Origin of the sequence: Chroogloeocystis siderophila 5.2 s.c.1, from assembly GCF_001904655.1 — a bacterium.
Classification (GTDB): domain Bacteria; phylum Cyanobacteriota; class Cyanobacteriia; order Cyanobacteriales; family Chroococcidiopsidaceae; genus Chroogloeocystis; species Chroogloeocystis siderophila.
The window spans coordinates 16,309-28,954 of sequence record NZ_MRCC01000025.1; the positions used below are offsets into that span (position 1 = coordinate 16,309).

The following is a 12,646-nucleotide window of genomic DNA, read 5'->3' on the forward strand; positions in this document are numbered from 1 at the left end:
ATAAAGAATGCTTTTTACTGAACTCACTCAAGTGAATAGCGACATTACTATCTATTGGCGATCGCGCTCGTCTAGTCATTATCGAAAAATGACTGTGCGTCAGTTAAAAAAATATTTAGATGATTAACTTAGACAAATTTAGGGAATACATAATGATGACGGGTTGGCTTTGCTGAGAGTTGAGTTTAATCTATTTTGTCTCAATGCTGATGCATCCTCAATTATTAAGCATTTAACGGTCTGGATTTTCATGCAGCAGTCTAGTACACCAGAAGAGATCCGAGTGGATGCAACCCATCCAGAACAAAAGGTTGCTAATACAGAAGTGCTGCAATTCCAGCAAGTCATTGCTGATTTGTGGCTAGAACGTAGCTTGAATGAGTTGCAAAATCAAATTAATCAGTGCTTAGCCCGTGCGTACCATACTCAACAATCTTTACAAGAGTTAGAAGCCGAAGTCTTTCAAGCGCTGATCCAGCAGTTAAGCGTTTCACTCAAAACCGACAAAGTTGCGATCGCATTTTTGCAAGGTTGGTCACCACTTGCTATGAGCGATCCAACGCTAGATTGCGTGTTGCGACCTGAACTAAATTACGAAGTTCGCTATAGCGCATTATCTACAAGCGCCGCGTCAACAGAAAAATCCCCAGCTTGGCAACTGCAACAAATCATATCGCATCAAGAATTACAGGCGCTGCAAAACCAGAACCCAAAAGCGGCGTGGGCGTTACAAGACGATTGCAAAGTTGTTGGCTGGTTAATTATCGCCACTTGTGCATTACCAAAAAGTGCAACTGGAGAAAGATTAAAATTCCAACTGCAACCGCAGTTCATCGAGCGATCGCTTAACGTTACGATGCACGCAATCACCCAACTTCAGCACCTACAAGCACTTACGCTCAAATGTCAGCAGTTAGAAGTGCAAAATTGCGATCTATTGCGTACCAATAAGTTAAAAAGTGAATTTCTAGCGAATACGAGTCATGAAATTCGGACTCCTTTAAGTTCTATCCTGGGCTTTACACATTTGTTAAAAGCGCAAGGCTACAATCCAGAAAACCACAGACATCAAGAATATCTCAATATTATTCTCACCAGTGGGCAACACCTATTAGCACTGCTTAACGATATCTTAGATTTATCGAAAATTGAGGCAAATCAGCTCGAAATTAACAAAGAAACCGTTAATATTCCTGAAGTTTGCCGAAGTGCGATTAGTTTAGTCAAAGAAAAAGCCAGCGATAAACACTTGCAACTTCAACTTGATATTGATGCTAATGCGACTGCCTTAGTCGCCGATTCGCTGCGCTTGAAGCAGATGCTGTTCAACTTGCTTTCCAATGCGCTCAAGTTTACCAATAAAGGTGCAGTCGGCTTACAAGTCAAACAAAAAGGCGTATTTGTCCACTTTACAGTATGGGATACGGGTACAGGAATTGCTAAAGAAAAGCAGCCACAATTATTTCAGCCGTATGTGCAAATTTCTAACGTTGTTGCAGGGCGTCAAGAGGGAACAGGTCTAGGGTTAGCGTTAACACAAAAACTTGCCCAACTCCACGGAGGTTGGGTAGAAGTACAATCCAAAGTCAATCGCGGTTCGCAATTTACGATTGTTCTTCCACTAACAACAGCAGCGACAAGTAAAACTAAGGTACTATCACAACGCTCTAGTGTAACTACAGATATCCGCCTCAGCCTCAATTCGCAAGCCGCTGCGCCCAAAACTGTAATGGTGATGTTGGTAGAAGATAATTTTCACAATGCGAAGTTGATGACGACATACTTACGCAAATTAGGCTATCAAGTCACTTGGGTAAATAGCGCGGCGCAGATGTGGGAGGAATTACCAAAAGCCAAACCAGCAGTGATTTTAATGGATGTTCACCTTCCTGATGTTGATGGACTTACCTTAGTACAACAACTACAAGCCAACGCTGAGTATCGTCATATACCTGTTATCGTGCAAACTGCGATGGCAATGAAAGGCGATCGCGAAACTTGTCTAGCAGCTGGTGCGATCGACTATATTTCTAAACCAATTGATTTACAAGCGTTGGCAAATATGGTGTCGAAGTACAGTGATTTAGATCACTGAAATACCAAGAAGAAAGCAGAACGCTGGTGTGGGGGGCTTCTCAATTTGAACTAAATCCATGCCACGTTATTTTAATAGTCTTCGTACTCGCCTTAATTGTCTTGTCCTCCTGGCTGTTTTACCAGGGTTAGGACTGATGCTTTATGCTTATATGAAAGAATTGCAAGCGCGCAAAGCTTATATCCGCGAACAAGCAGTGTTGCTTACACAAGTTGTCAGCGCGCACCATCAACAATTGATAGCGGAAACACGGCAATTGCTAGCTGTTTTGGCGCAGCTACCTCAAATTCAGGATAGTTATCCTACACCTTGCAACGCACTCTTGAAAAATTTACAACAGCAATACCTGCGATTTGCCACGTTGGGAGTCGTTCAGCGTAATGGTAATGTCGTGTGTAGTTCATCACCTAACCAAAGCGTTAACCTTGCGGATTGCGTGTGGATCGCCAACGCGCTTCAAAAGCGCGAATTAACGGTGAGTGATTACCAGATGGGGCGGATGAACGGTAAGCCAGTTATCGTATTCGCCTATCCGCTATTCAATGCTCAAAATCAAGCAAATTCAGTTGTGTTTGCGTCGCTCGATTTAACATGGCTCAATCAACTCCTTGCACAAATCAATTTACCTCCCAATACTTCGCTACTTGTTGTTGATGCTAAAGGTGTTGTTCTCGCGCACCATCCCCACTCACAATGGGTAGGAAAAAGACCCGATTTACCGATCGTGCAGAAAATATTAGCACAGGGCAACGGTGTAGCAGAGGTTAATGATGTCGATGGGATTTCGCGTTTATATGCTTTCACTTTACTGAGTAGCAGCTTACCGCAAGCAAATGTGTACATGGGAATTGGACTTTCGGAAGAAGCATCTTTTGCAGTTGCTGAGCGTAATTTGCAACGCAATTTATTTGGTTTAGCGATGATTGCGATGGGTGCGATCGCGGTTTTGTGGATTGGTAGTGATTTATTTATTTGGCACTGGGTGCGACGGTTTATGCAGGGGATTAACCGCTTAGCGGCGGAAGATTTCACCGCGCGGATCGGCTTAAAAGATTCGCCGCAAGAAATGCAGCAACTTGTTGATAACTTTGACCGCATGGCTGCATCCTTGGCAAGTCAAATTGCACGGTGCAATGCTACTGAAATCGAGTTAAAGAAAGCAAACGAACGCTTTCAACTGGCGACAGCCGCAGTCAATGCGATTATCTACGACTGGGATATTCGTGCCAGGACAATTACTCGCACGCAAGGGCTATTCGATGTGCTTGGCTATACGACAACCGAAGCCGATCCTAGTGATGATTGGTGGCTTGAACGCATTCACCCTGATGAGCAAAAGTACGTGCGTAACTACATCGTCACAATGCTGAAAAGTTCTACTTCAAACAATTTCGCGTTGGAATATCGCATTCGCAATCGCGACGATCGCTACGTCTATATTTGGGATAAAGGCTTGATTATTCGCGATGCTGATGGCGGTGCAGTGCGGGTTGTTGGTAGTGTTTTAGATATTAGCGAACGCAAGCAAGCTGAAGCCGCAGTAAATCAGATGAATGCGACTTTAGAGCAACAAGTACAAGAACGCACCGCCCAACTCGCCGCGACAAACCAAGAACTCGAATCATTTTGCTATTCTGTTTCGCACGACTTACGCGCACCTTTACGATATATTGCAGGCTTCGCCGAGGCGCTTGCAGAACAACTCAAACGCAATAACGCGATTGTCGATCCTAAGGTTCATCGTTACATCGAAGTTATTCAAAGTAGTAGCGATCGCATGACGATGCTGATTGATGGATTATTGACGCTTTCGCGTGTTGGGAGAAAACAATTAATTTATCAACCTGTGGATCTTTATCCTTTGGTGGAAAGCGCCATTTCGCTAGCGACGAGTCAAGCTGAAGCTATTGACAGCCGTAAGATCAAGTTTCAAATTGGTAGCTTACCTAAAGTTATGGGCGATCCAACGTTATTACAACAAGTTTTTACAAATTTGATTGATAATGCTGTTAAATTCAGCCAACATTCACATTCTACAATTATCCAAATTAATTCTCTACCAGATCGTACTTTATTTATTAAAGACAATGGAATCGGATTTCAAATGGACTATGCAGACCAATTATTCGGTGCTTTTCAACGTCTTCATTCACAAAGAGAGTTTAAGGGAACAGGTATTGGTTTAGCAATTGTCCAACGCATTATTCATCGACACAAAGGTACAATTTGGGTTGAGAGTAAACCTAATCAAGGAACGACTTTTTATTTCAAACTTGGGCAAGTGGTTGAGGATTAAAATTACTGTGAAAAGTGAACTATCTTGCATTTTTCTTGTAATTGAACCTTTAAAACTAGCTTTGGAAGGTTTTTGGAGGACGGCGAACAAGCACTACAATATTTATTAGGCAAGGAAGGTAGTCCGCCTCATTTCCCCTTACCAGACCTTGTATTGTTAGACCTAAAATTACCTAAAATTAATGGAGTTCAAGTTTTACAGGCGATTTGATCGCGTCCTCGGACTCGCGATCTCATGGTAGTTATTTTGGCTTCTTCTCCAGATGACAAAGATTTAAATGCTTGTTACGCTCTAGGAGTTATTCAATGTGTCACTAAACCTCTTGATTTTCAAAGATTTATCACGATAGTTCGCCGAGTCGGTTTTTACTGGGTGTTACTCAAAAAGCCGCCCTTGCTACCACCTGAATCTTAAAGCCATGATAAATATTTTAAATTGCGCTCAATCTCAGCCTGTGCAAAAGCAAAATAGTGACTTGATTTTAAAGCTGCTGATTGTAGAGGATGTGTTAGCAGATGTAGAGTTAATGGTACTCGCTCTAGAAACGGCAGAAATCAAATTTACTTACAATGCAGTTGATAACTTAAAGAATTGCGAACAACTGCTACATTCAAAATCTTATGATGCGGTGCTAGCAGATTATCGTTTACCACAATTTACTGCTTATCAAGTATTAGAGTTATTGCAACAATCAGCACAAGAAATTCCGTTAATTTTGGTGACTGGTAGTTTGGGAGAAGAAGCAGCCGTTGATTGTATCAAGGCAGGAATGACAGATTATGTCTTGAAAGAACGATTGTTTCGCTTACCGATAGTTTTAAGGCGATCGCTTGAAGAATTTGCTTTACGTCGTCAACAAAAAGCCGCCATTGTTCGCATTCAAAAACAAGCACAACAGCAAGCAATTATCAACCGTATTGTGCAAGCAATGCGCGAAACTTTGATACTCGATGATGTCCTCAAATCTAGTGTTGATGCGCTACACGAAGCTTTAAAACCTAGCCGATGCTTCATTTCACAGCCGGATACTCAAAAAGAAATGTGGGTAAATCATGTCAGTACGGCAACAATAAATCGCGAAGATTGTATTGGTGTTAAATGTTTCGTTTACCCGTACTACAAAGAAGCATTTCAGCAAGGAAAAATTATCATTATTAATCGTAACGATCCTAGTGTACCGCTGGCATTACACGAATTATTCAATCAATGGAATTTAAATTCTGTTTTAATTGCACCTTTAGTGTATCAACAAACACTTCTCGGTGGAATTATTTTACAACAGTGCGATCGCGATCGCATTTGGAATGAAGACGAAATTTCTCTACTCCAAGCAATCAGCGGACAATGTGCGATCGCAATTCATCAAGCGGGTATATTTCATCAACTACAGCAACAAACGCAACGGGAAAAAACACTCAATCAAATTTCGCGATCATTAAATTCTAGCCTCGATCCTAAATATATATTACAAGAAATCGTGCGCCTTACAGGCGAATGTTTCGCTGTTGATCATGTCATGATTTATGCTTTAGAACACGACCAAATTAAAATTATGCGCGAATGGCATTCTTCCGAAGAAATTGCTTCTTCGATTGGTTGCACAACGCCTTTATCCGAGTGGATGACAAGTTTCGAATTCTCGCCGTATCAAGTTTTTTATGCGCCGCACTTGGAAAAAATATGTCTGCCATCAAAAGCAGTAGAAATCGTCAAAACTGTTCCGCATCTAACAGTATTAAGCGTACCTATTTTTATTAGAGATAAGTTTTTTGGTGGCTTGGTGTTACATACAATTACGCGCGTTCAAGTATTTAGCGATGAGGAGATTAATTTAGTTCAAAGAATTGCAGATAAAGCAGCGATCGCCTTGTATAATGCCCAAAGCTATGAACTTCTCGAAGAGTTGGTAAAAAAACGAACTCAAGAGCTAGAAGCAGAAAAATTACTTTCTGATGCTGCCAATCGAGCCAAAAGTGAATTTTTAAGCAATATGAGTCATGAGTTACGCACGCCACTTACAGGAATTTTAGGTTTTTCTAATATTTTAATTGAAGAAATTTTTGGCGAGTTAAATGCTAAACAGAAACAATATATTCAAGGTATCCAAACTTGTGGTAAGCATCTACTCGAACTAATTAATGACCTTCTCGATTTAACCAAGATTGAAGCAGGTAAAGAAGAATTAATTTTAGAAGATATACAAGTTATAACAGTTTGTCAAGAATGTTTAGCTTTATTTGATAAAAACCAATCATCAAAACTACAACTCAAGTTTGCGATCGCATCAGATGTCACAACTTGCGTAGCCGATCACCGACGCCTCAAACAAATTTTAGTAAACTTATTATCCAATGCTTTTAAATTCACAGAAATAGGTTCAGTGACGCTCAAAATTGAACAGACGGAAGCAACAATTTTGTTTTCTGTGATTGATACAGGAATTGGAATTTCTGCGGCGGATCAAGCAATTTTGTTTCAGCCGTTTCAACAGCTAGATAGCGGGCTTGATCGTAAATATGAAGGTACAGGTTTAGGTTTAGCACTCTCACGTAAGTTAGCACGGCTGCATGGTGGAGATATTATTGTGAAGTCGCAGCTTGGAAGCGGTAGTTGCTTTACCTTAATTTTGCCACGCTCCCTATAGACAAACAAATTAAGGTGAAATCGCCGCCTAGGGAGCAATGGAGATCATGACTACAACAAATCACCGTGGTTCGAGTATTTCTAGAGCGCTCTTGAGATCGCATCAACGCATACCAAAGCCGCTGCGCTATTTAGGGCTGCTCGAAGCCTACTTGATTGTCTGGGCGATACTCGATCAAGTCGCATTGCTGTTTGCCACCGCACCTGAAACTTTTGTGTGGTATCCACCTGTAGGGCTAGACGTAACGCTACTTTTCGTATTTGGGTTGCGCTATGTTCCTGCATTATTTCTCAATACATTCGTACACGAATATCTCATCACTAACTCTGATTTAGGCTTAACTTCACTGCTCATTTTTGGCTTGATCTCGACGGTTGGTTACGGTGGAGTGTCTGCATTATTGCTACGCAAAATTAAAATCAATCCGCGCTTACGCACATTACGTGATGTGATGTGGTTTGTTGTCGTGATGACACTATTCACGCCTTTACTCGTCGCCGCCTTACAAACATTCATCATTGTTTTACAAGGAATGATTCCTTTATCAACTTGGTTAGTATATACATTACACTCGTGGGCGGGAGCCGCAACGGGAATTGCGATGCTTGCACCTTTTTTGTTAGTTTTGCTCCGCCAACTACCTTGGGTTTGGGCTTACAAAGAGCAAGAAGTACCAGTATCCGAGCCACCATTAATTCCTTTAGTAGCAAAACAACGCCCAGAACTTATTTTAGAAATTACCGCTTTATGCGTTGCCATTTGGGCAGCGTATGGAGCGCAGCGTGGAGAAAGTTTAAATTACAGCTATTTTGTTTTTTTACCATTGATTTGGATTGCAATTCAGCATGGTTTTGAAAGAGCAACAGCAGCAGTATTGTTTATCAATATTGGCGTGGCAATTTTTGTGCAAGCAAAGCTGGGGGGTTCTAATGTCTTTGCATTGCAGTTTGGCATGATGGCAATTTCACTAACCGGTATTTTATTAGGTGGCTTTGCAACACAAAGGAAGCAAGCAGAAACAGAACTCAATTATTTGGCGCAACGATTGAAAATTTTGCACGAACTTGATCGCGCAATTTTGATGACGCGATCGCTCAGTGAAATTGCCGCAGCAGTCGTCACACAAGTTGCTCAAATGATACCTTGCACGTGGATTAGTCTTGTGATTTTTGACTTGGAAAAAAGCGAGTTTATCCTTTTAGCTATCCATACTGGGCGAGAAACTCAAGCGCCAGGAATCCGCTTACCGCTGACAGCTTTTGGAGACATTGAACCGTTACAGCGCGGTGAGGTGATTGTCATTCAAGAAACTCGCACGACACAAATGCCTGCCGGTGCAGAACTTTTGCTCGGAAATCAGGTACGCGCGTATATTAATATTCCTTTGATTGCGCAAGGAGAATTAATCGGTTCGCTCAATATTGCCAAAGACACTTTAGGCGCTTTTCCTCGTCAATTGAGAACAGTCGCCGAACAAGTTGCGCGTACAGTCGCGATTGCTATCCAACAAGCCCGACTTTTCGAGCAAATTGAACGCCAAGCACTGCACGAGCGATCGCTCAATCAAATCAGTCGTATCCTCAATTCAAGCCTCGATCCGCAAGCGGTTTTGTGTCAAATTGTGCAACTAACAGGAGAATGTTTTGCAGTCGATCGCGTTGTAATTTTCGCTTTTAATAACAGACAAATTCAAGTACTCAATGAGTGGCGATCGCACGCAGAAGTTGTCTCTATGCAAGATTTTACCGCACCAATTGCCGATTGGCCTGACTTACTCGACCCTGATTCCGATTTTTTTTGCCATCATTTTTTTCATGCGCCAGATTATGCTCAAGTTCCCATGACGCCAACACGTCTACGGCAAATCGAATATGCGCAAACGCTTTCTGTACTAAGTGTGCCAATTTTTGTCCGCGATCAGTTATTTGGGGGTTTATCGCTACAGACAACGACAACGTACCGTACTTTTACCGCCGAAGAAATTAGCTTATTACAGCGAATTTCTGAACAAGCAGCGATCGCACTTTACAATGCCCGTAGCTATGAATCTTTAGAAGAAATTGTGCAGCAGCGTACCCAAGAACTAGAACAGGAAAAACAACTATCAGAAGCCGCTAACCGCGCTAAGACTGAATTTTTAAGTAACATAAGTCACGAATTGCGTACACCGCTGACAGGAATTCTCGGTTTTTCTAGCATTTTGCTCGAACAAGTTTTTGGGACATTAAATGCTAAACAAACACAGTATCTAGAATTAATTTTATCGGCGGGCAAGCATTTACTCGATCTTATTAATGATTTATTAGATTTAACTAAAATTGAAGCCGCAAAAGAAGAATTATTAATTGAACCAGTTGTCGTGGTAGAAATAGCAAATGCTTGTATATCGCTGTTGCAAGAACGTGCTCAAGTAAAAGGATTACACCTCGAATTACAAATTGCACCAAATGTTACTGAATGTATGGCAGATAAGCGTCGGTTAAAGCAAATTTTAGTCAATCTTTTAGCAAATGCAATCAAATTTACTGAATCAGGTTCAGTCACTTTAGACATTACACAAACATCAACCAAAATTCAATTTTCTGTGATTGATACAGGTATTGGAATTTCTCAAAAAGATTTAGCCAAATTATTTCAACCTTTTCAGCAGTTAGATAGTGGCTTAGATCGTAAGTATGAAGGTACAGGCTTAGGTTTAGCTTTATCACGTAAACTTGCACAACTTCATGGCGGCGATCTTACCGTAGAGTCAGAATTAGGGCGCGGTAGTCGCTTTACACTGCATTTACCCTTGAGAGTGGGTAATTGGTAATTGTTGTGTCTAGCCACGTGTCACTCTTGATTGCAGTTATCTCATAAAACTTATATTACTCTTATCTTTTCTAGCCACTAGTCATTAGCTACTCTCTCTACAATAGATCTAAGAATACATTAAGAGTGATGAACACAAATGTTGGAGAAACTAGCGCAACTACAAGCGTTATTTAGAGATATGGAACAGGCTTTGATTGCCTATTCTGGGGGAGTTGATAGTACACTAGTGGCAAAGATTGCTTTTGATGTTTTAGGCGATCGCGCTTTGGCAATGACAGCAGTGTCGCCATCGCTACTACCCGAAGAATTAGAAGATGCCAAAATTCAAGCCGCCCAAATTGGGATTGCGCATCAAGTGATTCAAACGCATGAGATGGATAATCCTAACTACACTGCTAACCCAGTAAACCGTTGCTATTTCTGCAAAAGCGAATTACACGACACGCTCAAACCCTTAGCACAGCAAATGGGTTATCCCTATATCGTTGATGGTGTGAATGCGGATGACTTGCGCGATTATCGCCCAGGAATTCAAGCTGCAAAAGAACGTGGGGTGCGATCGCCATTAGCTGAAGTTGGCGTGACGAAAGCTGAAGTTCGCCAAATGTCACAACAGTTAGGCTTACCCTGGTGGGATAAACCCGCGCAGCCTTGTCTCAGTTCGCGTTTTCCTTACGGTGAAGAAATTACGGTGGCTAAGTTGCAGCGCGTTGGAAGGGCGGAGATATATTTGCGCAAATTAGGTTTCCAAAATCTCCGCGTGCGTTCTGAGGGCGATACCGCACGTATTGAGTTACCACTAGAGCAAATTAAGGAATTTGTCTTAACAACCGATTTACAGACGCTTGTTGCGGCGTTTCAGGAGTTTGGCTTTGTGTATGTCACAGTAGATTTAGAGGGCTATCGTAGCGGTAAGCTAAATCAAGTTTTGCCGCAAGTGATGAGTTCTGTATAAGTTTGAATTACTCAAAACACAGAGGAATTGTGGGTTTTCAACTAGAAAATGTTGTTCCTTGGGGACGCTCTTTATCAGAATATATCAAGATGTTTGATTTGACTTCTGATGATTTTGAATTAAGCATTCTTGATTGTGCTGGCGGTCCTGCAAGTTTTAATGCAGAAATGACAAAAAGGGGTTACAGTGTCGTTTCTTGTGACCCAATTTATCAGTTTACTGATGCAGAAATTGCCCAACGTATCCAAGACACTTATCCCATAATTCTTAAGGGTGTTCAGGAAACTCGCGATCATTTGGTGTGGCGAGATATCGCATCGCCCGAACAATTAGGAAAAATTAGAATGGCGGCGATGCATGAGTTTCTTGATGACTTTCCTTCAGGAGTTGCCACAGGGCGATATATCACTGCTGAATTGCCAAATCTACCTTTTGATTTGGGTGAATTTGATTTAGCTTTATGCGCGCATTTACTATTTACTTATTCTGAGCAACTTTCATTAGATTTTCATTTCCAATCAGTTTTAGAACTGTGCCGAGTGGCGAAAGAAGTTCGTATTTTTCCCCTACTTGTGAACTTTTCAAATGATATATCTCCTTGGTTAGAACCGGTGATGAATCATCTCCAAAATCGAGGTTATACAACAGAAATCAAGCAAGTTGCCTACGAGTTTCAAAAAGGTGGAAATCAGTTATTACGCATTTATAGTGAGTAAAAAATATGTCAATGTCATGGCAAGAAATACGTAAGAAAACTTATTAATTATCAGCGATCGCCTATTATTAGTTGAAGCGCTCGTGCTGATATTTTTTACATTGCCAGAAAAACTAAAGGCATTGCCGTAGCAAGGCAAGATGTCGCTGAATTACTATTACTTATGCAAGTTTGTAGCGTTGACCGAAGTATTTTAGAAACCGCTATATTTTTCCTAATAGCAGATTTTGAGGATGCAATTCAGATCGCGCGTCCGCTATCAGAGAATCTAGATACGATTGTTAATCGCGATATTCAAGACTTTGTTGCTAGTATTTTACCAATTTTGTCAGCAGGAACACTCCTAGCGCGCTTGTCTTCGCTACAGTAACGAGTGGAGCATATGAGAGATTTTGTTGCATGAGTCAAATTGTCTGGATTGCGCGACATGGAAACCGCATTGACTTTGTTAACCCCGAATGGTTCAATACCGCCGAAAGACGCTTCGATCCGCCGCTTTCGGATGATGGAGTGGTACAAGCTTATCAACTAGGACAACGTTTGAAAGCGGAAAACATCGCGCATATTTTTGCTTCTCCGTTTTTGCGCACAGTGCAAACAGCAAACCAAATCGCTGAAGCTTTAGATTTACCAATCAAACTAGAGGCGGGCTTGAGTGAGTGGTTAAATCCGGCTTGGTTTCCAGAAATGCCTGAAAAACTGTCAATTGAGGCATTAACTAAACTTTATCAGCGAATTGATTCTAGCTATACTTCGCGCCTTGTCCCGCAATATCCTGAAACACACGCCGAAATGTTAATCCGTGCAGGTAAAACGGCAACGCTGCTAGCCGATGAGTTCTTCTCAGAAGATATTTTATTAGTAGGACATGGTGCATCCGTCTTGGGTGGTGCTGTGGGTCTTGTTGGTGCAAGTGCGAAAGATCAAGTAAAAGCATCTTTGTGCTGCTTAGTCAAAGTTGCGCGTCAAGAAGCAGACTGGTTACTTGAATTAACAGGAGATACGTCTCACTTGAGTGCAGTTGAAGAAGTTATTCGGTTTAACTAGGGGTCTAGTGACTAGTGAAGTCAGGCATCTTGCCTGCACGACGGTAAGGGGTAAGATAAATTTTTTTGGGCTACTCTAGA

At 41.5% G+C, this 12,646-nt stretch carries 9 protein-coding genes; all 9 read left to right on the plus strand.

Features of this window, described 5'->3' with window-relative positions; all coding sequences use genetic code 11:
- The first annotated feature begins 250 nt into the window (after window positions 1-250).
- Window positions 251-2,095: a hybrid histidine kinase/response regulator HrmK gene (hrmK, locus tag NIES1031_RS21410; RefSeq protein WP_084544431.1), complete on the plus strand. Its 1,845-nt coding sequence runs from the start codon at window positions 251-253 to the stop codon at window positions 2,093-2,095.
- A 58-nt stretch (window positions 2,096-2,153) separates the two neighbouring features.
- Window positions 2,154-4,391 (plus strand): sensor histidine kinase, encoded by a 2,238-nt coding sequence (locus tag NIES1031_RS21415; protein ID WP_073551476.1) that lies wholly within the window; start codon window positions 2,154-2,156, stop codon window positions 4,389-4,391.
- 234 nt (window positions 4,392-4,625) lie between these two features.
- On the plus strand, window positions 4,626-4,805 hold the full coding sequence (locus NIES1031_RS24575) for a response regulator (RefSeq protein WP_073551477.1): 180 nt from the start codon (window positions 4,626-4,628) through the stop codon (window positions 4,803-4,805).
- Window positions 4,806-4,845: 40 nt separating this feature from the next.
- Complete coding sequence (locus NIES1031_RS21430) at window positions 4,846-7,035, plus strand: GAF domain-containing sensor histidine kinase (RefSeq protein WP_236738940.1); 2,190 nt, start codon at window positions 4,846-4,848, stop codon at window positions 7,033-7,035.
- Between the two features lie 46 nt (window positions 7,036-7,081).
- Complete coding sequence (locus tag NIES1031_RS23510) at window positions 7,082-9,847, plus strand: ATP-binding protein (protein WP_178378214.1); 2,766 nt, start codon at window positions 7,082-7,084, stop codon at window positions 9,845-9,847.
- 138 nt (window positions 9,848-9,985) lie between these two features.
- On the plus strand, window positions 9,986-10,804 hold the full coding sequence (larE, locus tag NIES1031_RS21445) for an ATP-dependent sacrificial sulfur transferase LarE (RefSeq protein WP_073551479.1): 819 nt from the start codon (window positions 9,986-9,988) through the stop codon (window positions 10,802-10,804).
- Between the two features lie 29 nt (window positions 10,805-10,833).
- Complete coding sequence (locus NIES1031_RS21450; protein ID WP_073551480.1) at window positions 10,834-11,520, plus strand: SAM-dependent methyltransferase; 687 nt, start codon at window positions 10,834-10,836, stop codon at window positions 11,518-11,520.
- A gap of 162 nt (window positions 11,521-11,682) precedes the next feature.
- Window positions 11,683-11,889, plus strand: coding sequence for a hypothetical protein (locus tag NIES1031_RS21455; RefSeq protein ID WP_073551481.1), 207 nt, complete (start codon window positions 11,683-11,685; stop codon window positions 11,887-11,889).
- Between the two features lie 29 nt (window positions 11,890-11,918).
- Complete coding sequence (locus tag NIES1031_RS21460; protein ID WP_073551482.1) at window positions 11,919-12,566, plus strand: histidine phosphatase family protein; 648 nt, start codon at window positions 11,919-11,921, stop codon at window positions 12,564-12,566.
- The last annotated feature ends 80 nt before the right edge of the window (window positions 12,567-12,646 follow it).

Bases quoted from the DNA above. Each gene is read 5' to 3' on its own strand.
- NIES1031_RS24575 (WP_073551477.1), top strand. From the start codon at position 4,626: ATGGTAGTTATTTTGGCTTCTTCTCCAGATGACAAAGATTTAAATGCT.
- larE (WP_073551479.1), top strand. From the start codon at position 9,986: ATGTTGGAGAAACTAGCGCAACTACAAGCGTTATTTAGAGATATGGAA.
- NIES1031_RS21415 (WP_073551476.1), top strand. From the start codon at position 2,154: ATGCCACGTTATTTTAATAGTCTTCGTACTCGCCTTAATTGTCTTGTC.
- NIES1031_RS21460 (WP_073551482.1), top strand. From the start codon at position 11,919: ATGAGTCAAATTGTCTGGATTGCGCGACATGGAAACCGCATTGACTTT.
- hrmK (WP_084544431.1), top strand. From the start codon at position 251: ATGCAGCAGTCTAGTACACCAGAAGAGATCCGAGTGGATGCAACCCAT.
- NIES1031_RS21455 (WP_073551481.1), top strand. From the start codon at position 11,683: ATGCAAGTTTGTAGCGTTGACCGAAGTATTTTAGAAACCGCTATATTT.
- NIES1031_RS23510 (WP_178378214.1), top strand. From the start codon at position 7,082: ATGACTACAACAAATCACCGTGGTTCGAGTATTTCTAGAGCGCTCTTG.